The organism is Ruegeria sp. F11 (genome assembly GCF_056533855.1).
On sequence record NZ_JBQFOW010000011.1, the window covers coordinates 15,970 to 39,486 of the forward strand.

The 23,517-nt window shown below is 59.8% G+C and carries 23 protein-coding genes and 2 tRNA genes; 7 read left to right on the top strand and 18 right to left on the bottom strand.

What is annotated here, in order from left to right:
- Positions 1-275: 275 nt before the first annotated feature.
- Positions 276-1,019 carry a fumarylacetoacetate hydrolase family protein gene (locus tag ACR0NJ_RS15405; protein WP_480818019.1) on the top strand — a complete coding sequence of 248 codons (744 nt, stop codon included), beginning with the start codon at positions 276-278 and terminating at the stop codon, positions 1,017-1,019.
- Here the strand turns inward: ACR0NJ_RS15405 and ACR0NJ_RS15410 are convergent.
- Both ACR0NJ_RS15410 and ACR0NJ_RS15415 read right to left on the bottom strand, forming a co-directional pair.
- Positions 977-2,191 (bottom strand): winged helix-turn-helix domain-containing protein, encoded by a 1,215-nt coding sequence (locus tag ACR0NJ_RS15410; RefSeq protein WP_480818020.1) that lies wholly within the window; start codon positions 2,189-2,191, stop codon positions 977-979. The genes ACR0NJ_RS15405 and ACR0NJ_RS15410 overlap by 43 nt on opposite strands.
- A 3-nt stretch (positions 2,192-2,194) precedes the next feature.
- Positions 2,195-3,220 (bottom strand): LacI family DNA-binding transcriptional regulator, encoded by a 1,026-nt coding sequence (locus ACR0NJ_RS15415; RefSeq protein WP_480818021.1) that lies wholly within the window; start codon positions 3,218-3,220, stop codon positions 2,195-2,197.
- Between the two features lie 114 nt (positions 3,221-3,334).
- On the opposite strand from ACR0NJ_RS15415, the gene ACR0NJ_RS15420 reads away from it, so the two are divergent.
- Positions 3,335-3,411, top strand: a tRNA-Arg gene (locus ACR0NJ_RS15420).
- Between the two features lie 624 nt (positions 3,412-4,035).
- Here the strand turns inward: ACR0NJ_RS15420 and ACR0NJ_RS15425 are convergent.
- On the bottom strand, positions 4,036-4,734 hold the full coding sequence (locus tag ACR0NJ_RS15425; RefSeq protein WP_480818022.1) for a DUF3800 domain-containing protein: 699 nt from the start codon (positions 4,732-4,734) through the stop codon (positions 4,036-4,038).
- Positions 4,735-5,089: 355 nt separating this feature from the next.
- Here ACR0NJ_RS15425 and ACR0NJ_RS15430 point away from each other — a divergent pair.
- Positions 5,090-5,202 (top strand) — tRNA-Arg (locus ACR0NJ_RS15430).
- Positions 5,203-5,253: 51 nt separating this feature from the next.
- Here the strand turns inward: ACR0NJ_RS15430 and ACR0NJ_RS15435 are convergent.
- On the bottom strand, positions 5,254-5,790 hold the full coding sequence (locus tag ACR0NJ_RS15435) for an SRPBCC family protein (protein WP_480818023.1): 537 nt from the start codon (positions 5,788-5,790) through the stop codon (positions 5,254-5,256).
- Between the two features lie 76 nt (positions 5,791-5,866).
- Positions 5,867-6,517, bottom strand: coding sequence for a carbonic anhydrase (locus ACR0NJ_RS15440; RefSeq protein WP_480818024.1), 651 nt, complete (start codon positions 6,515-6,517; stop codon positions 5,867-5,869).
- Between the two features lie 107 nt (positions 6,518-6,624).
- Between ACR0NJ_RS15440 and ACR0NJ_RS15445 the strand changes: the two genes are divergently transcribed.
- The 3 genes from ACR0NJ_RS15445 (at position 6,625) to ACR0NJ_RS15455 (ending at position 9,229) form a co-directional block, all read left to right on the top strand.
- A complete protein-coding gene (locus ACR0NJ_RS15445; protein WP_480818025.1) occupies positions 6,625-7,050 on the top strand; it encodes a hypothetical protein in 426 nt (141 codons plus the stop codon).
- A gap of 65 nt (positions 7,051-7,115) precedes the next feature.
- Positions 7,116-8,495: a leucyl aminopeptidase family protein gene (locus ACR0NJ_RS15450; protein WP_480818026.1), complete on the top strand. Its 1,380-nt coding sequence runs from the start codon at positions 7,116-7,118 to the stop codon at positions 8,493-8,495.
- A complete protein-coding gene (locus ACR0NJ_RS15455) occupies positions 8,492-9,229 on the top strand; it encodes a C40 family peptidase (protein WP_480818027.1) in 738 nt (245 codons plus the stop codon). The genes ACR0NJ_RS15450 and ACR0NJ_RS15455 overlap by 4 nt, the downstream gene beginning before the upstream one ends.
- Here ACR0NJ_RS15455 and ACR0NJ_RS15460 read toward each other — a convergent pair.
- The 10 genes from ACR0NJ_RS15460 to ACR0NJ_RS15505 all read right to left on the bottom strand — a co-directional run bounded on the left by ACR0NJ_RS15460 (position 9,226) and on the right by ACR0NJ_RS15505 (position 20,167).
- Positions 9,226-9,576, bottom strand: a complete 351-nt coding sequence (locus ACR0NJ_RS15460) for a DUF2794 domain-containing protein (RefSeq protein WP_480611930.1) — start codon at positions 9,574-9,576, stop codon at positions 9,226-9,228. The genes ACR0NJ_RS15455 and ACR0NJ_RS15460 overlap by 4 nt on opposite strands.
- A 73-nt stretch (positions 9,577-9,649) precedes the next feature.
- A complete protein-coding gene (locus ACR0NJ_RS15465; protein WP_480818028.1) occupies positions 9,650-11,314 on the bottom strand; it encodes an ABC transporter permease in 1,665 nt (554 codons plus the stop codon).
- A gap of 120 nt (positions 11,315-11,434) precedes the next feature.
- Positions 11,435-12,655, bottom strand: a complete 1,221-nt coding sequence (locus ACR0NJ_RS15470; protein ID WP_480818029.1) for a phenylacetate--CoA ligase family protein — start codon at positions 12,653-12,655, stop codon at positions 11,435-11,437.
- A gap of 19 nt (positions 12,656-12,674) precedes the next feature.
- Positions 12,675-13,508, bottom strand: coding sequence for an ABC transporter ATP-binding protein (locus ACR0NJ_RS15475; protein WP_480818030.1), 834 nt, complete (start codon positions 13,506-13,508; stop codon positions 12,675-12,677).
- Positions 13,509-13,580: 72 nt separating this feature from the next.
- Positions 13,581-14,864, bottom strand: coding sequence for an ABC transporter substrate-binding protein (locus ACR0NJ_RS15480; protein ID WP_480818031.1), 1,284 nt, complete (start codon positions 14,862-14,864; stop codon positions 13,581-13,583).
- A gap of 74 nt (positions 14,865-14,938) precedes the next feature.
- Positions 14,939-16,015, bottom strand: coding sequence for a branched-chain amino acid ABC transporter permease (locus tag ACR0NJ_RS15485; RefSeq protein WP_480818032.1), 1,077 nt, complete (start codon positions 16,013-16,015; stop codon positions 14,939-14,941).
- A 3-nt stretch (positions 16,016-16,018) separates the two neighbouring features.
- Positions 16,019-16,276: a hypothetical protein gene (locus tag ACR0NJ_RS15490; protein ID WP_480818033.1), complete on the bottom strand. Its 258-nt coding sequence runs from the start codon at positions 16,274-16,276 to the stop codon at positions 16,019-16,021.
- A gap of 3 nt (positions 16,277-16,279) precedes the next feature.
- Complete coding sequence (locus tag ACR0NJ_RS15495) at positions 16,280-17,266, bottom strand: branched-chain amino acid ABC transporter permease (RefSeq protein WP_480818034.1); 987 nt, start codon at positions 17,264-17,266, stop codon at positions 16,280-16,282.
- A 29-nt stretch (positions 17,267-17,295) separates the two neighbouring features.
- Positions 17,296-18,114, bottom strand: coding sequence for an ABC transporter ATP-binding protein (locus ACR0NJ_RS15500; RefSeq protein WP_480818035.1), 819 nt, complete (start codon positions 18,112-18,114; stop codon positions 17,296-17,298).
- Between the two features lie 79 nt (positions 18,115-18,193).
- The gene (locus ACR0NJ_RS15505) at positions 18,194-20,167 is read right to left on the bottom strand and encodes an AMP-binding protein (protein WP_480818036.1); all 1,974 of its coding nucleotides are present in this window, start codon (positions 20,165-20,167) and stop codon (positions 18,194-18,196) included.
- Between the two features lie 323 nt (positions 20,168-20,490).
- Between ACR0NJ_RS15505 and ACR0NJ_RS15510 the strand changes: the two genes are divergently transcribed.
- Complete coding sequence (locus ACR0NJ_RS15510) at positions 20,491-20,880, top strand: hypothetical protein (protein ID WP_480818037.1); 390 nt, start codon at positions 20,491-20,493, stop codon at positions 20,878-20,880.
- Positions 20,881-20,962: 82 nt separating this feature from the next.
- Here ACR0NJ_RS15510 and mutT read toward each other — a convergent pair whose 3' ends face one another.
- The 3 genes from mutT to ACR0NJ_RS15525 are packed head-to-tail and all read right to left on the bottom strand — an operon-like array spanning position 20,963 to position 23,496.
- Entirely contained in the window at positions 20,963-21,361 is a 399-nt protein-coding gene (gene mutT, locus ACR0NJ_RS15515) for an 8-oxo-dGTP diphosphatase MutT (protein ID WP_170334201.1), read from the bottom strand.
- A 55-nt stretch (positions 21,362-21,416) separates the two neighbouring features.
- Positions 21,417-22,643, bottom strand: coding sequence for a bifunctional glutamate N-acetyltransferase/amino-acid acetyltransferase ArgJ (gene argJ, locus ACR0NJ_RS15520; protein WP_480818038.1), 1,227 nt, complete (start codon positions 22,641-22,643; stop codon positions 21,417-21,419).
- Positions 22,644-22,647: 4 nt separating this feature from the next.
- A complete protein-coding gene (locus ACR0NJ_RS15525) occupies positions 22,648-23,496 on the bottom strand; it encodes a peptidylprolyl isomerase (RefSeq protein WP_480818039.1) in 849 nt (282 codons plus the stop codon).
- Positions 23,497-23,517 lie beyond the last annotated feature (21 nt).

The window sequence follows — 23,517 nt, forward strand, 5'->3', positions numbered from 1 at the left end:
CCTGTCTGTTCACGTATCGCAGGACATAGTGCAACCTGCGATTAAGCCAAGGCGATCCGATGCAATATTTGCGAGTGGTTCGGTCCTGACCTTCGCCTGCTGACCGTATTTATGCGGGTCCGGGCACGGCAGAAAACGGGACATGCCAGCCCAATGGAAATTCAGCGACTTCGCGCCGAAACACGGCGCAGCCATGGGCAGAAACCGGCGTGGAGGTCAGGCTTGTGGACAACGCTGCGTTCACTAAGATGCACCTGGTCAACAGGGGGAACGCGATGCAGGACAGTCTTTTCACACTTGCCGAGCCCGTCCTTGTTCCGGTTGCAGGCGCGCAGGCGGGGTATCCGGTGGGCCGTATCTTCTGCGTTGGGCGCAACTATGCCGCCCATGCCGCCGAAATGGGCCATGAGGTCGATCGCGAGGCCCCGTTTTACTTCACCAAATCCGCCCCGAATGCGATCCTGTCCGGGGCCACTGTGCCCTACCCGCCGGGTACCGAGAATTACCATTACGAGATGGAACTGGCCGTCGCCCTTGGACAGCCGGTGTTTCGCGCAACCCCTGATCAGGCCTGGGACGCGGTCTATGCCTATGGCTGCGCGCTGGACATGACACGCCGCGACCTGCAGATCCGCGAGCGGAACAAACAGCGCCCCTGGGATTTGGGCAAGGATGTCGAGAACGGCGCGGTTTTCGCCCCTTTGACCCGCGCAACGGACTGGTCGCCCGAAGATCGCACTCGCATCCACCTAAGCGTCAACGGCGAGGTCCGGCAAGATGCGACCCTGTCGGAACTGATCTGGAAGATCGATGAGATCATTTGCCACCTGTCCGGCTTCTACCACCTGCGCCCCGGCGATCTGATCCTGACTGGCACGCCCGCTGGTGTCGGGCCAGTTGGTCCGGGCGATGTTATTGAGGGCGGAATTGACGGGCTGGACCCGATCCGGCTGACGCTGACGGATCCGGATAGACCCTATTTAGGGTCTTTCAGCCAGTCCTTGGCAAACTCCACCTGATCCAGACCAGCAAAGCGACACACCCGATCCAGCTCGGCCTGCAAGCGGCGGCTGCGCGCCTCGGACCAGCGCACCTTGCGTTCCGGCCACAACGCCCGAACACGCAATGCGCCACTGTCGCGATGGGCTTTCATGTCGATGCGCCCGATCAGCTTGTCGCCTTCCAGCAGGGGAAAGACATAATAGCCATAGGTCCGCTTGGGTTCCGGAACAAAAACCTCGATCCGGTAGTGGAAGCCGAACAGCCGTTCGGCCCGCTTGCGGTCGCGCAGCATCGGGTCAAACGGGCTGAGCACCCGGATACGCCCGGGCGCGGGCGGCAACGCCTGCGCCTCATCCGCCAGACCGGGGCGGGCCATGACCTTGCGCACGCGCCCATCGGCACAGGTGATGTCGATTTCTTCCAAATCGCCTGCATCCAAAGCTCGCGCGCACCACGCTTTTGCCTCGGCCGGGCTGACCGTGTCCCAGAACGCCGCCAACTCGCCCGAGGTGGCAAAGCCCAGCCGGTCCAGCGCGGCGTTGCACAGCCAGTCCACCGTTGCCTCCGCATCGCAGGGGGACTGGCCGGGGCACAACTGCGCCTCGATCACCCGTTCAGTCAGGTCATAGCGTTTCTGAAACCCGTCACGACCCGTGACCGTCAGAGCTCCGGACCGCCACAGAAACTCCAGCGCGGTTTTGGACGGGTGCCAGTCCCACCAGCCGCCCGAGCCCTTCTTTTCGTCCCTACCCACGTCCGAGGACGACACCGGCCCATGATCGCGGATATGCTGCAAAACGGTTGCGAACCGCTGCTCATACCCGTCGCGCCGCCAGTTCTTCCACCGCGCTTTCAGCAGGTCCGCGTCGCGTAGAAAGCGCAGATGCCAGTGACGGTAGAACGCCATCGGGATGACCGCAGCATCATGCGTCCAATGTTCGAACAGCGCCCTGTCGCGTTCATACAGTTGCTTGAGGTTCCGGCTGCGATAGGAGGGCCTGCGCGAAAACAGGATCATGTCATGTGCGCGGGCGACGGTGTTGATACTGTCCAGTTGCACAAAGCCCAGCCGCCGGATCAGATCCAGAAGCTCCTCGCCCTTGGACCCACCCGCAGGCTGTTCAGAAAGCGCATGGCGGTGCATGAACACCGCCCGGGCCGCCCGGTTGTCAAGCTGCGGCAGCGCCACCCGTCAGCGCCGTTTCAGCGTATCGCCAAAGCTGATTTTCGGGGTCAGAGTGACCCGGGTCTCGATTTCGGAATTGGGGTCGTTCAGCCGCTCGGTAATGATCTCGGCGGCCTTGCGGCCAATCTCTAACCGGCAGGCATCCATCGTGGCCAGCTTGCGCGGCAGGCCCTGCAAAAGTTCCACATTGTTGAACCCGGCCAATCCGATCTGGCCCGGAACATTGATCCCCTGTTCCAGCAGATAGAGCAGCCCGCCCGCCCCGATCATGTCATTGGAATAATACAGAAAATCCAGCTCGGGCGAGCGTTCCAGCATTGTCTGCGTCATCTCGCGGCCCTTGGCCAGCGCCGATCCGCCGGAATAAAACTCGCGGTCCTCGATTTCGATCCCGTGCTTGCCCAGCACTTCCGTAAACCCTTCGAACCGCTTCCGTGCCCGATGATCCAGCGGCATCTTGGTGCCCATGAACCCGATATGCTCATACCCCGCCTTCAGGATCGCCCGCGCCATTTCACGCCCGGCGCGGCGGTGCGAGATGCCAACCATCGCATCCACCGGCTTGCCATCGGTATCCATGATCTCGACTACCGGAATCCCCGCCGAATCCAGCATGGCGCGGGCCGCATCCGTATGTTCCAGCCCGGCGATGATCACGCCCGAGGGCCGCCACGAGAGCATCTCGTACAGCACCTTCTCTTCTTTTTCGGGCAGATAGTCGGTGACGCCAACAACCGGCTGCAATTCGGTGTCTTCCAGAACCTGATTGACGCCGGTCAGCACCTCGGGGAAGACCATGTTCGACAGCGAGGGGATGATCACCGCCACCAAATTCACCCGGCTCGACGCCAAGGCGCCAGCGATCTTGTTGGGCACATATCCAAGCTCTTTCGCCGCCGCCAGAACCCGGGTGCGGGTCGCGTCGGACACATCGCCCCGGTTGCGCAGAACCCGGCTGACCGTCATCTCGGACACCCCCGAGGCCTCGGACACATCGCGAAGGGTTAGGGGGCGTTTGGTTTCTGTGTTCACGGGGGCACCTGCGTTGTTGTTTGGCCGGATGGTAGCGTGAACAGGGCGGCGAGTACAACAATTGTGCAAAGCCCATGACAACCCGAAAAATCCGCGATACAGAGAGCCTTGCGCGGCCCCGTGGCTCAACTGGATAGAGCAGCCCCCTCCTAAGGGGCAGGTTGCAGGTTCGAATCCTGCCGGGGTCGCCATAACTAAATGTTTTATATAGTAAATTCTGTAAATATTGCGAAATCTCTGTTCGCAATCATTGCCCGTTATTTAGTGCGTTGCACAATAAAGCGTGAGATTACCGGTTAAACGTTCAGCGCAGAGTAAAAATTGGCACAAAATTGACACAGTGCGCCCGAGTGTTTTGTAAACGTTGTCAACACCGCCCAGTTCGGTGGATTGTAGGAGAGAGCCCAGCAATCTCGTTGCAAAAAGTGGGTATTGTGCTGTGCACTGAAAACTATGCGCATGCACGGTGGCGCGCGTTTTGTCGTCGTCCATTACCCAATGGTCGCGCTCGAGACTGACTGATTCACTGTATTTAATTTGATCGTTGGGTATGCAACCGAGATTTTGGTGAGCTCTTTTCACTCTCGCTCAGCTCGATTGTTAAGCTGAAATGAAGCTGATGCCAGCGGATCGAATCTCGAAAAATCTACTGGAATCCTATGTTGCTCTCCAATCAGTTGTATTGGCTATGCAGGTAGACGAAGCCGCCTCTTAACTTGATATTTGAACTTTTGCGCGTATATTAACGTCAAAGGTTCCCCTCCGATGATAAGAACCCAAGGGGTTCTCCGGGTCGGTAGTCGGAGGGGTCAAATTCATAAGTAGTAGTATCGAACGCCTGATCTGAAAATATCGAACTCGCTTCGTATTTGCGCTGCGACTTTTGCGTGAGGCGCTGCGTCACCATGTTCCCATTTTCGGTATATTGCCCAGTTGAAATAGTCAGCAATCTGCAATCCGTAGTGCGCTCGTGAGGAATGATGCATAACCCGGTAGGGAGTTCCCGACGGAAGCATGCCAGCTAGAACTGTCTTAACGGCCTTTTCGATAGCTTTTCGTTTCTTTGCCACCGGTAGACTATCGGTAATTACTACAACCTCACCGACTCCTTTTGCTGCCTTTGAAACTGCGAACCGCAACAGGTAGCCCAACATTTGGGGATAGAACTTCTCGGGTGGTTGTAAAGCTGGACCTGTCTTGCGCTTTTCAACAATCACCGAGTCCACAGAACTCTTAGGTACTGAAGCCGCAAGCATAGAAAAGACTTTGTCCCGAACGTGTTTGTTATCGTCAGCGCAGTGAAAGTACTCCATCTCAATGCGCGGCTTTATTCGATGTTCTATCAAGTCGTATTTGTAAGTGTCCAAATCAGTGTGGAGCAGAAATGGACGGTAGAGGCTAGCGCAAGTCAGAGTAAAAAACTCTGAACCTGTAGGAGAGAAGTCGAAATTTCCGCCTTCATCGAGAAATATGTAAAGGCTGGGTAAGGGGGCTGCTGGTAAATCGCTGGTCATCTAATGATTGAATTTTACTAGGCTGTTTCTCGCATACCATTTCTATGGAATGGCGATTGAGAAGGGAAGTACAGAACTGCCCTGAGTGATACTCGGTCTGCATATCGCTGTTGTTTTCGCATGACTGCCAACTAACCAGTGAAAATACACTGAGCATTCTCCAAGTTTAGTTTCTTTTGAAACTCTCCTAGTCCTTCGATGCACGGATAATCGTGCAACGCACAACTTTCGTCACTGCTTTCCGCCATCAAAGCATAGATTGTGGTGCTGTGATCGGGAGCGCGTTGGTGGCCTCGGGCAGGCAGCCTCAAGTAGTTCGAATGGGTGGAAACCAAGAATAGCGTGGCACAAATTTGACACAAGAAGTGGAAAAAATCTGCTAAATATCTGATTAAAAAAGATAAAAAACCTTAACTTGTTCCTCTCCTAAGGGGCAGGTTGCAGGTTCGAATCCTGCCGGGGTCGCCAGTAAAGCCAATTGTGACAGGTGCCTGCGCGATCCCGGCTGTGCTTATGCTGTCACCCCTGCCCTTCGACCAGCGCCTTCAGATTTTCCAGCCCGCGCTCATAATCGCCGCCGACCCAGCCATCCATCATCAGCCCCATCCAGCGGGCCATGGGGTTCAGCCCGAGGTCGGAGTCAAACCCCCACGTGACCTCTGTCTGCGCGCCCTCGGGTTGCAGGGTGAAAAATGCGGTTGCCGTGCCCATCGAGCCAAAATCCAGCGCGGTATTGACGGATTGGTTTTCGACACTGTCGATAATTTCCTGCGTCCCGGATCCGACCTGATCATTGTCGGAACTCCAGTTCAGCGTGTTGCCGACACCCGCCTCGGGGCCGGAATAGCTCAGCTTGGTTTCGGGATCACGCTCCAGCCAGGGCGACCATTTTTCAGTCTCCTGCATGGAATTTACATAGGGAAAGATGGCCTCGGGCGGGGCGTCGATCAGGACGCTGCGCGAGACCTCGGCTTTGCCGGGCAGCAGGTACGAGACGCAGACCAGAATCAGAAGAATGACGATCAGACCGCCGAAAATGCGTTTTAACCAAGTCATGGGAAGCTCCGAACATAAACCAATGTTCAGAGCTTACATCAAAACCGCAGGGCAAAGGACCCCAAATGGCGTGGGGTCAGACCGGGACGAACTTCTTTTGATGCGGGTCGAAACATTCCAACCCGCCCTCGCCGATATCCGTCCACAATCCATGCAGGCTCAGCGCATCCTGTTCCACCGCCGCCGACACAAATGGGAAGGTCATCAGGTTCTCGAGCGAGGCCACAACCGCCTGACGTTCAAACAGACGCGCTTGTTCTACGCTGTCTTCCACATCCGCGACCAATTCGTATTTGGGTTTCAGGATGTCCATCCAGCGGCCCACAAAGCTTTCTTTCGCTTCCAGTTGCGGGGCCTGACCCTTGCACATGTCGATACAGCCCTGCACGCCGCCGCATTGCGAATGCCCCAGCACGATCAGATGCGCCACTTTCAGCGCTGTGACCGCATATTCGATTGTGGCGCTGGTGCCGTGGTGGTCGCCATCGGGCGCGTAAGGGGGCACGAGGTTGGCGATATTGCGGTGAATAAAGAAATCGCCCTGATCCGCGCCGAACATCGACGTCACATGCACCCGGCTGTCGCAGCAGGAAATTACCATTGCGCGCGGGCGTTGGCCTTCGGTCGCAAGCCGCCGGTACCAGACCTGATTTTCGGAATATGTGGTGGCCTTCCAGCCGTGATACCGTTTCACCAGATAGGTCGGTAGAGGTTTGGCTAAGTCCATTTCGGCGTCCCTGTTCTTTGTGCTGCCGGATGCTCTATACCGAATTCGCGAAAAATTCGAGCCATTATCCAAATTCGGCGCAAGGTTTTGCAAAGGAATTGCGCCGCATGATCGGGCTGCGCCGTGGGGGCGTGACGATTGGGGTAAATGTGGTGGACAAGATACTCACACTGGAACACACGGAATCCGTGCGTCTGGATTCCGAGCAGCTGAACGGGCTGTACCGGCAACTGGGCGACAAGAACGCGCTGGACGTGTTGTGCCGCACGGTCGAGGAACTGGCGGTGCGCCTGTCGAATTGCGAACGCTTCTGGCGGCAGCGCGACTGGGTCGGCCTGCGCAAATGCGCCAGATCGCTGGTGGCCATATCGGACCAGATCGGCATGACCGCGCTGGCCCGTGTTGCGGGCGACGTGGCACAGGCGGTGGATGCCGGGGATGCGGTGGCGACAGGTGCCACGCTGGGTCGGCTGATCCGCGTGGGCGAACGGTCGTTGACGGCGGTCTGGGATCAGCAGGATATGTCGGTCTGACGGGGGTTGCGGGCAGGCGGTGGGCCGTTAGTCTGGGGGCGATTTGAACTAGCCCGAGACGTCTGATGACCTTGTCCTTTGCCCCGCCCTCTGACCCATCCCTGCCGCTTCAAGTGATCGCGCAGCCCGAGCTTGAGGCGTGGCTGCAGGCTCAGCCGGATCATGTGCAAAGCTGGGTGGCCAGCAACGGGTTCACCGGCGCGCTGGGGCAAACGCTATTGGTGCCCGGCCCGGATGGCGCGTCGCAGATGGCGCTGGCCGGATACGGGACAAGCGCCAAGCGGGCGCGTAAACGGTTCCCTCTGGCCGCAGCGGCTGAGGCTTTACCCAAGGGTACCTACCACATCGCATCAGGCGTGCCCTCCGACCGGTTGGAGATAGAGTGTTTCGGCTGGCTGATGACCGGTTACGCCTATGACCGCTATGCCGGGCAATCGCCCTCGGGGGCAGCCTTGATCGCGCCCGACGGCGTCGATGCCGCCCGGATCGAGGTCATGGCGCAGGCCGAGGCGCTGACCCGCGATCTGGTCAACACACCTGCCTCGGATATGGGACCCGAGCAGTTGCAGGCAGCCGCCGAAGGCTTGGCGCAGGAGTTCGGCGCGACCTGCGACGTGACCCTCGGCACCCCACTGAAACAGGATTTCCCAATGATCCACGCGGTCGGCCGCGCGGCGGCGCAAGCGCCCCGGCTGATCGACATGAACTGGGGCAGCAGCGGGCCGAAGCTGACGCTGGTGGGCAAGGGCGTGTGTTTCGACACCGGCGGCCTGAACCTGAAACCAGGCAGTTCCATGGGCCTGATGAAAAAGGACATGGGCGGGGCCGCCAATGTGCTGGGACTGGCGCGGATGATCATGGCGCTGGACCTGCCGCTGCAATTGCGGGTGCTGATCCCAGCGGTTGAAAACGCGGTCTCGGGCAATGCCTTCCGGCCCGGAGACATCCTGACCTCGCGCAAGGGCCTGACGGTCGAGATCAACAACACCGATGCCGAGGGGCGGCTGGTGCTGGCCGATGCGCTGGCGCTGGCGGATGAGGGGCGGCCCGATCTGGTGATCTCGATGGCCACCCTGACCGGCGCGGCGCGGGTGGCCGTGGGCCCCGATCTGGCCCCGTTCTACACCGATGACGACCGCACTGCAGCGGCGCTGGTGGCCAGCGCCCCTCAGGCCGCCGATCCGGTCTGGCGGATGCCGTTTCACGAACCCTACGAGGCGATGATCGAACCCGGCATCGCCGATCTGGACAACGCACCGTCGGGCGGATTTGCCGGGTCGATCACCGCCGCGCTTTTCCTGCGGCGCTTTGTTGAACACAGCGCCTATATGCATTTCGACATTTACGCGTGGCAGCCCAGCAAAGCCCCGGGCCGCAGCAAAGGAGGCCTCGGCCAAGGGCCCCGCGCGATCCTGACTGCCCTGCCCGAGGTTTTGGGCCTGTGACCCGCAAGCGCATCCTCGAACCGGTCGTTGACCTGTGGCGCAGCCCGGACGGGCCGCGCGACCGGCAGGTGATCTTTGGCGATACGGTGCAGGTCGCGCAGGAACGCGACGGGTGGAGTCGGATCACCGCAGACAAGGACGGCTATCCGGGATGGGTTCGGTCCGAGCATTTGGGTGAAGACACCGAGGCGACCCACTGGATCACCGCGCCCTCAACCCACGCCTACACGCAGGCGGATATCAAAAGCCCCGATCTGGCCGCGCTGAGTTTTGGCAGCAAGGTTCGGGCCACCTCGGAACAGGGCAAGTTCCTGGAAACTGAACGCGGGTTCATTCCAACTGTTCACACCACGCCCATCGCAAACAGAATGAGCGACCCGGTCGCGGTGGCCGAGTTGTTTCTGGGCACGCCCTACCTGTGGGGCGGCAACAGCCGGTTCGGCGTCGACTGCTCCGGCCTGGTGCAGGCCGCGTTGTTGGCCTGTGGTATCACCTGCCCTGGCGACAGCGGCGATCAGGAACGCGCTGTGGGCAAGGCCCAGCCCGAAGGCGCAAAAGCCCAACGCGGCGATCTTCTGTTCTGGAAAGGGCATGTGGCGTGGGTCTCTGGCGACAACATGATCCTGCATGCCAATGCCCACCATATGGCTGTTTCATATGAGCCGATGGATCAGGCCATTGCGCGTATTTTGGCGCAGGGCGACGGGCCCGTGACTGCGCATAAACGGCTCTAATCCGGGTTAACCGCCCGGATCAGCTTGCGTTCCAGCACCCGCAGCACCGTGCGCAGATCCTGCCCGCGTTTCAGGATGCGCCCGTCCATGCCGACGACTGAATACATGCCCTGTTTCGACCGCAGCCGCGGGTCCTTTTCGACCCGGTAGATCGGGTGCTCTGCGGTGCGTCGGAAAATGGAAAACACCGCCATGTCGCGCAGGTTGGAAATGCCGTAATCGCGCCATTCTCCGGCGGCGACCATCCGGCCGTAAACGGACATGATCTGGGACATCTCGCGCCGGTCGAACGCGACGGGCATCTGGGCCGAGTTGGCAGAGAACCGGCTGGGAGGCTGCATGTTCATGCCCCAAGCCTTGCCGGAAATCGCATTCGAATCAAGCCCGATGCGCGTTTGGTCGCGAATTGCGGCGCGAGTGTTACCTGCGCCCGACCTGACGGCAGATCAGGATCACCGGCAGCAAACCCACCGCCAGAATGACCAGCGAAGGCACGGCGGCACCCTCCAACCGCTCGTCCGAGGCGAGCCGATAGGCTTGTACCGCCAGCGTGTCAAAGTTGAAGGGCCGCATGATCAGGGTGGCGGGCAGTTCCTTCATCACATCGACAAACACGATCAGCAGCGCGGTCAGCAACGACGGCGTCAGGATCGGCAGATGCACCCGTCGCAAGGTCCCCAGCGGCGTCTGGCCCAAAGACCGGGCAGCGGCGTCCATATTGGCATGGACCGTGCTCTGCCCGCCTTCATAGGCGCTGAGCGCGGCGGCGAGGAACCGAACCATATAGGCCGCCACCAACAGCCAGATGGACCCCGTAACCAGCAGCCCGGTCGAGATATCGAAGGTCTCGCGCATCCACGCGTCCAGCGCGTTGTCGAACCCGGCGAAGGGCACGATCAGCCCCACCGCGATCACTCCGCCCGGCACCGCGTAGCCCAGCCGCGCAATATAGGCGGTGGAAGACGAGGCGCGCCCGGGCCGCAGCCGTTGGAAAAATCCGACGCTGATGGCCGCGCAGACGGTGATGACCGCCGCCGTGCCCGCAAGGATCAGCGAATTCTGAATGAAATCGAGATACCGCTGCGACAGCAGATTCTGTTCCGATTCCAGCCCCATCTCGACCAGAATGATCACCGGCAGCAGAAACCCGAACAGGACCGGAATGGCGCACAGAAGGAAGGCCCCGAGCGCCTTCCAGCCGGTCAAAATCGCCGCCGGCTGCGCCGCGTGTTGCTTGCCCGCCTGATAGTATTTTGCCTTGCCGCGCTGGGTGCGTTCGGCCACGGCCATGACCAGTGCAAAGACCAGCAGGCACAGCGCCAATTGCGCTGCCGCCGCCCGGTCGGCCATAGAAAACCAGCTGGTGTAGATGCCGGTGGCAAAAGTCTGCACGCCGAAATAGGACACGGTTCCGAAATCGGCGATGGTCTCCATGATCGCCAGCAGCACCCCTCCGGCAATCGCCGGGCGCGCCATGGGCAATGAGACACGCCGGAAGGCCAGCCACGGGTTGTTGCCCAACGCCCGCGCGGCCAGAAAGGCCGTGGCGCTTTGCTGCAGGAACGCCGCCCGCGCCAGCAGGTAGACATACGGATATAGGACGAGGATCAACATCACCGCCGCGCCTTCGGTCGAGCGGATTTCGGGGAACCAGTAATCGCGTGGCCCCCAGCCCGTCACATCGCGCAGGGTGGACTGAACGATGCCGGGGTGATCCAGAATGAACGTATAGGCATAGGCGAGTACGTAGGCCGGAAAGGCCAAGGGCAGGACCAGCGCGATCTCAAGCAGCCGCACGCCGGGAAAGCGGGTCATCGTCACCAGCCACGCCGCCCCGGTTCCGATGGAGAACGTCCCCGCGGCAACCAGCACCACAAGGATCAGGGTAGTCGCGGTGTAGCGCGGCAGCACCGTGTTCATCAGATGTGAGATCGTGTCCGTCCCACCGGTCAGCGCCGCCAGAACAACCGCCACCATCGGCAACAGACAGGCCGCCGACACGAAATAGGCCACCCCGGCCAGCAGCCGGGTGCCGCGCACGCCGCGATTTCGCGATCCGTTCTGAGAATAGTCGATCTGGGCCATCATCCCGGCTTGTGACTGGCAAAGGCAAAAAGGCCCGCCTTTAATCGACCAAAACGCTAAGAAACACCAGTGGGCCGAGCAACAAATCTGCGGCACTTACTGCCGCAGAGATGGGTTTTGTCACTCGTAAACCCGCTGATCCTCGATCACCAGACCGTCCTTGGGCAGGGAACCGGGGGCGACGATCTCGATCGCGCCTTTCAGTTTCAACACCTCGGCCACGGATTTGGCATAAGCGTTGTCATTGCTGCAGGGGCTTTCAATCTGAACAGTCATGGTGTCCATCTCGCCCTGACGGGCGGCGATGACGCGGGCCTTGACGATCTCATCATGCTTGTCGACCAAAGCGGCCACTTGTTCGGGGCGCACGAACATGCCCTTGATCTTGGTGGTCTGATCGGCGCGGCCCATCCAGCCCTTGATCCGCAGGTTGGTGCGACCACAGGACGACACGCCCGGCATGATCGCCGACAGATCGCCGGTGGCAAACCGGATCAGCGGATAATCTGGGTTCAATGAGGTCACAACGACCTCGCCCACCTCGCCGGGTGCGACCGGGGTTCCGGTGCCGGGGGTGACGATCTCGACGATCACGTGTTCGTCGATGATCATTCCCTCCATCGCCGGGCTTTCATAAGCGATATTGCCCAGATCGGCAGTGGCATAACATTGCAGGCAGGAAATCCCGCGATCCGCATAGTCCTGGCGCAGAGACGGGAACAGCGCGCCGCCGCCCACTACGGCTGTCGAGAAATTCAGGGCGACGCCCATCGCATCCGCCTTGTCCAGAATAACCTTCAGGTAGTCCGGTGTCCCGGCATAGGCGGTGCAGCCCACATCGCGCGCAGCGGTCACTTGCAGTTCAGTCTGGCCCGTGCCCGCAGGCAGGACCGAGGCCCCCACCGCCCGCGCGCCGCTTTCAAAGATCATGCCCGCCGGGGTCAGGTGATAGCCGAAACAGTTATGCACGATATCGCCCGGACCAACCCCTGCCGCATGCAGGAACCGCCCCATGCGCCACCAGTCGGGGTCAGTACTGCCCGGTTCATAGATCGGGCCCGGAGACTGAAACACATGATGAAAATGCCGCGCCGGTTTCACGGTGAACCCGCCGAACGGAGGGCGCGAGGCCTGCGCCTGCGCCAGATCGGATTTGCGCAGCACCGGCAGTTTCGGCAGATCTTCGACCGAGACAACGGCACCGACATCGACCCCGGCCAGATGCGCCTGGAACCCCGGGGCGGATTTCGCCCGGTCGATCTGAACGCGCAATGCCTGCGACTGATCAGCGGCGCGCTGGTCAGCGGACCGGGTTTCGAGCCTGTCGTAATATGTCGTCATCACCTGATCCTCCATCCGTTTACAGCCACCGTTTGCGGCGGCGGTACGAGCGCACGTCCCGGAAGCTTTTGCGCCCTTCTTCGGACATGCCAAGATAGAATTCCTTTACGTCCGGGTTCTCGCGCAGTTCAGCGGCAGGGCCGTCCATCACCACGCGCCCGGATTCCAGAATATAGCCGTAATGGGCAAACCTGAGCGCCACATTGGTATTCTGTTCGGCCAGCAGGAAGGACACGCCTTCTTTCTCGTTCAGGTCCTTCACGATGCCGAAAATCTCTTCGACCAGCTGCGGGGCCAGACCCATCGAGGGTTCGTCCAGCAAGATCGTCTCGGGCCGCGACATCAGCGCCCGGCCCATCGCCACCATCTGCTGTTCCCCGCCCGAGGTATAACCCGCCTGGCTCCGGCGGCGTTCCTTCAGACGCGGGAAATAACTATAGACAAGTTCCAGATCCTGCTGGATCGCGGCCGAGCCATCCTTGCGGGTATAGGCCCCGGTCAGCAGGTTTTCCTCGACCGTGAGGTGTTCGAAACAGTGACGGCCCTCCATCACCTGGATCACACCTTTTTGCACCAAATCGGCAGGGTCGCTTTCATGCACGCTGGAGCCGCGATAGGTGATCGTTCCCTTCGTGACCTCGCCCCGTTCCGAATGCAGCAGGTTCGACACCGCCTTTAGCGTCGTCGTCTTGCCCGCCCCGTTACCGCCCAGCAGCGCGGTGATGCCGCCCTTGGGGACCGTCAGGCTGACACCTTTCAGCACGAGGATCACGTGGTTGTAGATCACCTCGATATTATTCACTTCAAGCAGGGTTTCGGCCTGCACTTCGGTGGTTTGTGTCGCATCCAGCATCTGCGCGTGTCCTTGTGCGAGTGTGGGGTTCGGGGCGGCCGCGAACAGCCGCCCCGGTTTTGTCAAAGCGCCTTAGCTGCAGCGCCCTTCAAGATTGTTTTCAGCCGCGTAAGCAGACGAATCCGCATCAATCAGGGGCTGGATGACGTCCTGATCCGACTGTTTGAAGTCCGAGATCAGCGACCAGGTCTTCGACGCCGCATCCCACTGGGTCACGCCGACAAGGCCGTCGCCACCATGGTTGTCGCAGGCCACTGCGAAGCTCGGGCCGAAATTCGGCAGGCCCAGCTCGGCCATCAGCGCCTCGTCAATCACCAGCGCTTCCATGCCATCGCGCATCATGGACGAGTCGATATCGGCCACGCCGTGGATTTCCTGCGCCTTTTTGGCAGCTTCCGCGACCAGCATCGCTGCATAGACACCCCGGTTGTACAGAACCGTACCGGTCTGATCTCCGGCCCCGGCCGACAGCCCTTTGTCATACACATGGGCCTTCAGGTCGTCATAGATCGGATAGTCGGCCCCGACATTGTGGAAGGTCAGTGCCTTGTAGCCATTGGCGGCCTCACCCGCAGGCAGCACGTCATTTTCCGAACCCGACCACCAGACGCCGATGAAGTTCTCCATCGGGTAGCGGATGTTCGCGGCCTCTTGCACGGCCACCTGGTTCATCACGCCCCAGCCCCACATCAGGACATAATCGGGACGGTCGCGGCGGATCTGCAGCCATTGCGACTTCTGCTCCTGACCTGGGTGGTCGACCGGCAGGGCCACCAGTTCAAAGCCGTGCTTCTCGGACAGCTCCTCCAGCGTGCGGATCGGTTCCTTGCCATAGGCCGAGTTGTGATAGACCAGAGCAATCTTCTTGCCCGAAATGTCGCCGTCGTTCAGGTCCAGAATGTGGTTGATCGCACCGGATGCGCCATCCCAGTAGTTGGCTGGGAAGTTGAACACCCATTCGAACACCGACCCGTTCTTGGCCGAGGTCCGGCCCAGACCCGAAGTCAGCATCGGGATCTTGTCGACCGCCAGTTTGGGGATCAGCTGATAGGTGATCCCGGTCGAAAGCGGCTGATACACCAGCGCGCCGCTGTCCTTAGTCGCCTCATAGCACTCAACACCTTTTTCGGTGTTATAGGCCGTTTCGCATTCCGGAACGCTGACGCTGACGCCACCGATGCCGCCATCGCGTTCGTTCAGCAAGGTGAAATAGTCGGCGTAGCCATCCGCAAAGGGGATGCCACCCGCCGCGTAAGGACCGGTCCGGTAGCTGAGCGACGGGAATACCAGGTCGGCCATGACCGGCCCTGCCGCCATTACGGCGCCCAGCGCCAAGGTTGCCAGTTTCAATTTCATCGGGTGTCTCCTCCCTTGGTTAGTCCGATGTTGGATTCGGGCTTTGCACCCGTTTTTTGATTGGGCCGGCCCGCCTAGTGCGGGAACGGCCAGAGTCTGAGTTTCTCTTTCGCGAGACGCCACAGCTGCGCCAGCCCGTGCGGTTCCAGGATCAGGAACATGACGATCAGCCCGCCGACGATCACCAACTGCAGATGCGCCACGATATCGGTGGGCCAGCCCAGCCAATCCGCGCCCAGCAGTTTCAGCACTACCGGCAGCGCCACAAGAAACGCCGCCCCGGCAAATGAACCAAAGATCGATCCCAGCCCGCCAATGATGATCATGAACAGCACCAGGAACGATTTCTGGATGCCGAACACCTCACCCACTTCGACCGCGCCCAGATAGACCGCAAAGAACAGCGCCCCCGAGACACCGACAAAGAACGAACTGACGGCAAAGGCGGTCAGCTTGGCCTTGAGCGGGTTCACCCCGATGATCTCGGCCGCGATGTCCATATCGCGGATCGCCATCCATTTCCGGCCCGTGGTGCCGCGCGTCAGGTTGCGCGCGATCACGGCGCAGAGCGTCAGGAAAATCAGGCAGAACAGATAGGTGGCCCACGCGGATGCGTTGGGCCCGGTGATGATGATGCCGAACACGTCCCGCTCGGGCGCGTTGATCTGGCCCGAGGCCGAATAGTTGTAGAACCACGGCACCCGGTTGAACAGCCACACAAGGAAGAACTGCGCCGCCAGCGTGGCCACCGCCAGATAGAACCCCTTGATCCGCAAGCTCGGCAGGCCGAACAGCACGCCGACAATCGCCGTGATCCCTCCGGCGAGAATAATGTGGATGAACATGCTGACATCCGGAAAGGCGGTCATCAGCTTGTAACAGGCATAAGCCCCCACTGCCATGAACCCGCCGGTCCCCAGGCTGACCTGCCCGCAATAGCCAACCAGAATATTCAGCCCGATCGCCGCGATGGCGTAGATCAGGAACGGCAGTAGCAGCGCGTTGGCCCAATAGTCATTGATGATGAAGGGGATGATCCCGAACGCCACCGCCAGCACCACATAATACCGATACCGGTCAAATTTGATCGGGAAGGTCTGGCTGTCATCCACGTAAGAGACTTTGAAGTCCCCGGCCTCACGATAGAACATGTCTTACTTTCCCCATTCTTCCTGCGCCCGATTACGGGCAACGGCATCCAGTTGGTTGGACCCTTTGGCGTATCCGGTCGCCTCGGACGCGCGCACCAGTTTCAGATAGGCCAGAACGCCCATGATCAGCCCGGCAAAGGCCAGGATCGCGGCAATGGTCAGTTGGCCTTCGGTCAGATCGTCCGAGGTGAGCGCGATATAGCCAAAAGCCCAGAACCCCGCCCATGCGATCACGTTGATGATGGCGAGCAGCTTGGTCATGCCCTACACCCTTTCAATGATCTTCTCCCCAAACAGGCCCTGCGGCCGGAACACGAGGAAGATCAGCGCCAGCACATAGGCAAACCAGTTCTCGGTCGCGCCGCCGACCATCGGGCCGATGGCAAACTCGAACAGCTTCTCGCCCACACCGATGATCAGACCGCCGACGATGGCCCCGGGGATTGAGGTGAACCCGCCCAGCATCAGCACCGGCAACGCCTTGAGCGCAATCAGCGACAGCGAGAACTGAACACCCGACTTGGTGCCCCACATGATGCCCGCGACCAGCGCGACGAACCCGGCCACCGACCAGACCATGATCCATATGAAGTTCAGCGAAATCCCGACCGACAAAGCCGCCTGGTGGTCATCGGCCACGGCGCGCATGGCCCGGCCCTGTTTGGTGTACTGGCTGAACGCCACCAGTGCCGCCACCAGCAATGCAGCGATCACGGTCGCCACGATGTCCAGATTGTCGATGAAGAAGCCGTAACCGAAGATGTTGAACGTGCTTTCATCGATCCACAGGTTGATGCCCTGCGGCAGACCCACATCCAGCGTCTTGATCTCGGACCCCCACATCAGGTCGGCCACGCCTTCCAGGAAATAGGCCAGACCGATGGTGGCCATGAACAGGATGATCGGCTCTTGCCCGACCAGATGGCGCATCACGAACCGCTGCACCGCCCAGGCCAGCAGAACCATCACGGCCATGGTCAGGATGATCGCCAGAACCGCCGGAACGTTCCAGCCGAAATAATGGATATGCGTGCCGAAAATCGCGTTGATCAGATGTGAAAACGGCACCTGACCTTTCATGATTCCGACCAGAGTCATCGCCGCAAAAAGCGCCATAACGCCTTGTGCATAATTGAAAATCCCCGAGGCCTTGTAGATCAGCACAAAGCCCAGCGCGACCAGCGCATAAAGCACCCCGGCCATCAGACCGTTGAGGATGACCTCCATCGCGAATACGAGTTGTTCAGGCATTGGTGCCTCCCCAGATTTCTGCCCGGATATCAGTCATGGCTGACCCCCAGATAGGCGTCGATGACTTCCTGATTGCTGCGCACCTCGTCCGGTGTGCCGTCGCCGATCTTCTTGCCGTAATCCATCACGACCACCCGGTCGCTCAGGTCCATCACCACGCCCATATCGTGTTCGATCAGGGCAATCGTGGTGCCGAACTCATCATTCACGTCGAGGATAAAGCGGCTCATGTCCTCTTTTTCTTCGACATTCATCCCCGCCATCGGCTCGTCCAGCAGCAACAGCTTGGGTTCTGCCGCAAGGGCGCGGGCCAGTTCGACGCGCTTTTTCAATCCGTAGGGAAGACGCGATACGGGGGTCTTACGGATGTGCTGAATCTCAAGGAAATCAATGATCTTCTCGACCGCCTCGCGGTTCTCGGTCTCTTCGGCCTCGGCCTTCCCCTTCCACAGCGCCTGCTGCAGGATATTGGTCTTCATATATCCCAGCCGCCCGGTCATGACGTTGTCCAGAACGCTCATCCCCTCGAACAGGGCGATGTTCTGGAACGTCCGCGCAATGCCCTGCTGCGCCACCTCAAAGGGCCGCATCGGCGGGCGTTTGGCTCCGTGAAACCAGACCTCACCCTCCTGCGGGACATAGAACCCCGAAATCACGTTCAGCATCGAGGACTTGCCCGCCCCGTTCGGCCCGATAATGGCGCGAATCTCACCCTCTCGAATGTCGAACGAGATATCCTTGATCGCCACCACACCGCCAAAACGCAGGGTGATGTTCTTCATCTCCATCACCACACCGCCGATCTTTCGGCCGTCTTCGGTGACATATCCTTCGGAATTATCCAGCATCAGCCTCTCCCAGACTTACGCAAAAACGGGACGGCGGGCGGGGCGATGACCGCAAGGTCGAGCGGCGCTCGGACGGCCCTCATTCTGCCGCCACCTTATGCGGCGTAACCGACACAACCGGCGCATCGACAATTTCAAGCGTCGCCGAGATCGAACCCTTACGGCCGTCTTCATAGGTCACCTCGGTCGTGGTCGAGACGCTTGGCGACCCATCATAAAGCGCGTCGATGATGTCGTGGAATTTCTCCTCGACAAAGCCGCGGCGCACCTTTCGCGTCCGGGTCATCTCGCCATCATCCGCGTCCAGTTCCTTGTGCAGCACCACAAAGCGATGCACCTGACAGCCCGACAGCATTTCATCCGCTGCAACCGATTTGTTCACCTCTTCCACATGCGACTTGATTGTCTCTAACACGCGGGGATTCGCGGTTAATTCCTGATACGAGGCATAGGCTACATTGTTACGCTCGGCCCAGTTGCCCACCGCCGTCAGGTCGATATTGATGAAGGCCACGCAGCGATCCTTGCCGTTGCCGAACAGCACGACCTCAAGGATATCCGGATAGAATTTCAGTTTGTTCTCGACATATTTGGGCGCAAACATCGACCCGTCCGCCATTTTGCCCACATCCTTGGCGCGGTCGATGATCCGCAGATGGCCCGAGGTTTCCTCGATGAACCCGGCATCGCCTGTGGCCACCCAGCCCTCAGAATCCTTGGTCGAGGCGGTGGAATCCGGGTTGTTGTAATACTCGACAAACACACCGGGCGATCGGTAGTGAATCTCACCTGTGTCGTCGATCTTCAACTCCACATCCGGCGCGGGCACGCCGACTGTATCGGCCCGCACCTCACCATCGGGGTGCACAGTGATGAACACGGTCGCTTCGGTCTGGCCGTAAAGCTGCTTCAGGTTGATGCCCAAAGAGCGATAGAAATCGAATATCTCCGGCCCGATCGCTTCCCCCGCCGTATAGCCCACGCGGAACCGGCCATAGCCCAGCGTATCCTTGAGCGGGCCGTAGACCAGCATGTTGCCCAGCGCGTATTTCAGCTTGTCGCCAAAACCCACCGGCTTACCGTCCAGCAGCAGACCTCCGACTTTCTTGGCATGGGCCATGAAGTGGTGGAACATGTTGCGCTTCAGCTTACCTGCGTCCTCCATGCGGATCATCACATTGGTCAGCTGAGTCTCGAACACGCGCGGCGGGGCAAAGAAATAGGTCGGCCCGATCTCGCGCAGGTCGGTCATCATCGTGTCGGCGCTTTCTGGGCAGTTCACGCAGAAGCCGCACCAATAGGCCTGACCGATGGAGAAGATGAAATCCCCCACCCAGGCCATCGGCAAGTAGGATAGAATATCCTCGTTCCGGGTCAGGTGGTCGAATTCCGCCGAATTCTTAGCGCTTTCAATGACATTGCGGTTCGACAGCACCACGCCCTTGGGCTTGCCCGTCGTGCCCGAAGTATAGAGCATCACACAGGTATCGTCATAGGTGATCGCCGCGATGCGCTTGTCCAGCTCGGTGTCGAACCGCGCGTGACCGGCGCTGCCCTCTGCCATGATGTCTTCCAGCGCGTTCATCTGGCTGTGGTCGTATTTCCGCATGCCGCGCTTGTCGGTATAGAGGATGTGCTTGACCTGATGCAGATTCTGCTGAATCTCGATGACCTTGTCGACCTGTTCCTGATCGCCGCAGACCACATATTTCGCGCCGCAATGTTCCAGCACATAGGCCATCTCTTCGGCGACCGAGTCCTGATACAGCGGCACCGGAACCGCGCCCACCATCTGCGCCGCCACCATTGACCAGTAATGGGCCGGACGGTTGCGGCCTATGACGGCGATATGATCGCCTTTTTCGACGCCCAGTTCCAGAAACCCAAGCGCGATTGCGCGGATTTCATTGGCCGTTTCAGCCCAGGACCAGCACTGCCAGATCCCGAATTCCTTTTCCCGATACGCCGGAGCATCTCCGAACTGAGTCGCATTGCGATGTAACAGCGCCGGAAGGGACTGCATCCCGTCGGCGCCCGACTGCGTCTGAGCCAATCTTTCTCTCCTCCCCACCCGACCCCTCCCTTGGGCCGGAAATGGCGGGTCCAAGCCATCGCCCGGGCGCCATGCCCCAATAAGGGGCGAAGGCACGATCAGTGCCAAGTTTTGCCTGATGTTTTCTCAATTCTTACGAATTGTTACAGGAGGTCGGGCGCTACTGAACAAAGGTGTAATTCAAAATGAGTGGATGGCTCAGTGGCGCGAGTGCATCTTCCTCAATACCACAATTCTTGTCGTGATTTGTTCTAAATGTTTTGCTGTCCAATCGTTTTGCATGCTCTATTCAAGGCAATTCTTGATGCCTTTTGGAGAAATTGATGAACAGAATTTTCTATGCATTCTTCGCCGTTGTATGCGTGTTTATCGGATCAGGGGCGCAGGCCTCATCGGTACAGATTCAGGGACACGTCAAAATTGAAAATGATGAAGTGGCTTTTCGTCTTACTTGCGAAAAGATGGAAGCTTGCAGGATCGCGATGGAAGATTTCGAGGTCATTATGACGCCATCAGAAAGCTTTGTACTGTTTCAGATCGTAGGCGGCGCTAGCAATTTTAAGTTCTACGATGAAACCCGGCACGCAATGGTTAGATACGGAAGGGCTGCCAGGACCAGTCCGCTTTATGATACCGCAGACGAGGCCTATGTTAGAAATGGCGTCAATAAATCGGTTGGGTTTGTCAAACTGTCGGCGGCACACATCGAATAGATTGCAAAATATGAGCAACGGATCGCCGTTTTGTTGTGTGTGCAATTCCCATACAGACCCGGCAAAGATAACTCGCGATACTCTACAACCAATCCCGTAAAATCGGAATCAACGGCACATCCGCCGCAGGCATCGGATAGTTCCGCAGGTCATTCGCGCGCACCCATTTCAGCGCCTGACCCTCTTTCGACTGCGGAATACCCTCCCATTTGCGACACGCAAACAGCGGCATCAGCAGGTGGAAATCATCATAGCTATGGCTGGCGAAGGTCAGCGGCGCGAGACAGGAGGCCCAGGTATCGATGCCCAGTTCCTCGTGCAGTTCGCGGATCAGGGCGGCCTCGGGGGTTTCGCCGGGTTCGATTTTACCGCCGGGGAATTCCCAGAGGCCGGCCATGGATTTGCCTTCGGGGCGTTGGGCCAGCAGGACGCGGCCCTCGATGTCGATCAGGGCGACGGCAGAGACGAGGACTGTCTTCATGGTCGCAATCCCGGACGCAAAACCGGGCTCCACTTTTGCTGGAATTGCTCTGTTTTCACGAGCGATAATCCGCGTTGATCTCGATATAGCCGTGGGTCAGGTCGCAGGTCCAGACGGTTGAGGAGCCCTCGGCCAAGCCCAGATCGACGGCGATCACCAAGTCTTGGCCTTTCATATAGGCGGCAGCGTCTTCTTCGCTGTAATCGGGACTAACCCAGCCTTTTTCGGCCACAAGGATGTCTCCGAAAGAGATGCTCAGACGGTCGCGGTCGGCGGCGGCACCGGATTTGCCGATGGCCATGACGATGCGGCCCCAATTGGGGTCTTCGCCCGCGATAGCGGTTTTGACTAAGGGCGAGTTGGCGATGGCCAGCCCGTGGGTTTTGGCGTCGGCGTCCGTGGCGGCGCCGGTCACACGAATTTCAACGAATTTCGTGGCCCCTTCACCGTCGCGCACCACTTGCTGCGCGAGGTTCAGCATCACCGTTTCCAAAGCGTCCGCAAAGGCGGCGTTGTCGGTGACATCGACGCCCGAGGCTCCGGTAGCGCAGAGCAGCAGCGTGTCCGAGGTCGATGTATCGCTGTCCACGGTGATGCAATTGAAGGTGCGGTTGGTCTGAGCGCTTAGCATTGACTGCAGGGCGGATTGATCGACCTGTGCGTCAGTGAAGATATAGACCAGCATCGTCGCCATGTCGGGCGCGATCATGCCGGACCCCTTGGCAATCCCCGCAATAGAGACTGTTTTGCCGTCAATCTCGACCTGCGCCGAGGCCCCTTTCGGGAAGGTGTCCGTGGTCATGATGGCGCGCGCCGCGTCTTCGATGGCGTGGCGGCTGAGGCCTGTTTTCAGCGCCTCAAGCTGCGATACGATCTTATCATGCGGCAGCGGCTCGCCGATCACGCCGGTCGATGAGGTAAACACACGCTCGACCGGAACGTCGGTGGCTGTGGCGACGGCCTGCGTCAGCTCGGTCACCGAGGTTTGCCCGTAGTGGCCCGTAAACGCATTGGCGTTGCCCGAGTTCACAAGGATCGCCGCAGGCCCGTCCGAAGGCCCGCCGATCTTGTCCTGACAATCCAGCACCGGGGCTGCGCGGGTGGCGGACCGGGTGAACACCCCGGCGACCGAGGTGCCGGGGTCCAGCACGGCCAGCATGACATCGGTGCGGCCCTGATATCGCACGCCTGCCTCGACGGTGGCGAAACGTACGCCGTCAATCGCGGGCAGTTCGGGAAAAGCCGCCGGGGCCAGCGGGGAAACCTTGGTGATCGTGGCCACGGGGTTACTCCTGAATCAGGTCCAGTTGCCGCATGACCTCGGGGCCTGCACCCTCCAGAGCCGGGCGTTCGATCTGCGCTTGCTGAGTCAACTCGTCGATGCGGGCCTGAACCGCCTCTTGCTGCAGGGTCTGAACCAGCTCAGCCCGCACCTCAGCCAACTCGGGCGCTTCGGTTTTGCGGGTGTCATTCAGGATGACGATGTGCCAACCGAACTGGGTCTGCACCGGGTCCGAGACCTGACCCTTTTCAAGCCCCAGCACGGCCGCTTCAAACTCCGGCACCATCTGGCCCTTGCCGAACCACCCCAGCGCGCCGCCGTTGGGACCCGAAGGACCGGTAGATTTCTCGCGCGCCAATTCGGCAAAATCCGCGCCGTCATCCAGTTGCGTCTTGATGTCTTGGGCTTCTTCTTCGCTCTCGACCAAAATATGGCTGGCGTCGAACTCATCCTCGCCCGCGAAATCGGCAAACTGGGCGTCATAGGCGGCCTGCACCGCTTCGTCCGTCACAGCCTCAGCCGTCAGGGTGTTGACGGTCTGAACCGCCAGAAGTGAGCGTTTTTCGTTGTCCAGCGTCAGCGCGCCGCGTGTCGACAGGCCCTCCTGCTGCTGGCTCAGCAACTCCTGCTGGATCAGTTGTTCCAGAATGAAATCGAACAGAACCGCATCTTCCAGCTGCTGATACTGCGCCGGCAGGTTCGATGCGGTGGCGATGATGTGACCCAATGTGATCTCTTCCCCGTTCACGCGGGCGACAACAGTACCAGCATCGGGCGCGGTCTGGGCGGCCAGCGGCAGCGCCATCACGGCGGTCAGGGCCAGCGATGGCAGAAAAGTGAGGCCTTTGGGCATGGAATCATCCTATTTCTTTGC

Bases quoted from the DNA above. Each gene is read 5' to 3' on its own strand.
- ACR0NJ_RS15480 (WP_480818031.1), bottom strand. From the start codon at position 14,864: ATGAAATTGAAACTGGCAACCTTGGCGCTGGGCGCCGTAATGGCGGCA.
- ACR0NJ_RS15460 (WP_480611930.1), bottom strand. From the start codon at position 9,576: ATGAACATGCAGCCTCCCAGCCGGTTCTCTGCCAACTCGGCCCAGATG.
- ACR0NJ_RS15500 (WP_480818035.1), bottom strand. From the start codon at position 18,114: ATGCTGGATAATTCCGAAGGATATGTCACCGAAGACGGCCGAAAGATC.
- ACR0NJ_RS15435 (WP_480818023.1), bottom strand. From the start codon at position 5,790: ATGACTTGGTTAAAACGCATTTTCGGCGGTCTGATCGTCATTCTTCTG.
- ACR0NJ_RS15495 (WP_480818034.1), bottom strand. From the start codon at position 17,266: ATGCCTGAACAACTCGTATTCGCGATGGAGGTCATCCTCAACGGTCTG.
- ACR0NJ_RS15510 (WP_480818037.1), top strand. From the start codon at position 20,491: ATGAACAGAATTTTCTATGCATTCTTCGCCGTTGTATGCGTGTTTATC.
- ACR0NJ_RS15470 (WP_480818029.1), bottom strand. From the start codon at position 12,655: ATGACGACATATTACGACAGGCTCGAAACCCGGTCCGCTGACCAGCGC.
- mutT (WP_170334201.1), bottom strand. From the start codon at position 21,361: ATGAAGACAGTCCTCGTCTCTGCCGTCGCCCTGATCGACATCGAGGGC.
- ACR0NJ_RS15440 (WP_480818024.1), bottom strand. From the start codon at position 6,517: ATGGACTTAGCCAAACCTCTACCGACCTATCTGGTGAAACGGTATCAC.
- ACR0NJ_RS15490 (WP_480818033.1), bottom strand. From the start codon at position 16,276: ATGACCAAGCTGCTCGCCATCATCAACGTGATCGCATGGGCGGGGTTC.
- ACR0NJ_RS15405 (WP_480818019.1), top strand. From the start codon at position 276: ATGCAGGACAGTCTTTTCACACTTGCCGAGCCCGTCCTTGTTCCGGTT.
- ACR0NJ_RS15485 (WP_480818032.1), bottom strand. From the start codon at position 16,015: ATGTTCTATCGTGAGGCCGGGGACTTCAAAGTCTCTTACGTGGATGAC.
- ACR0NJ_RS15450 (WP_480818026.1), top strand. From the start codon at position 7,116: ATGACCTTGTCCTTTGCCCCGCCCTCTGACCCATCCCTGCCGCTTCAA.
- ACR0NJ_RS15465 (WP_480818028.1), bottom strand. From the start codon at position 11,314: ATGGCCCAGATCGACTATTCTCAGAACGGATCGCGAAATCGCGGCGTG.
- ACR0NJ_RS15525 (WP_480818039.1), bottom strand. From the start codon at position 23,496: ATGCCCAAAGGCCTCACTTTTCTGCCATCGCTGGCCCTGACCGCCGTG.
- ACR0NJ_RS15425 (WP_480818022.1), bottom strand. From the start codon at position 4,734: ATGACCAGCGATTTACCAGCAGCCCCCTTACCCAGCCTTTACATATTT.
- ACR0NJ_RS15445 (WP_480818025.1), top strand. From the start codon at position 6,625: ATGATCGGGCTGCGCCGTGGGGGCGTGACGATTGGGGTAAATGTGGTG.
- ACR0NJ_RS15475 (WP_480818030.1), bottom strand. From the start codon at position 13,508: ATGCTGGATGCGACACAAACCACCGAAGTGCAGGCCGAAACCCTGCTT.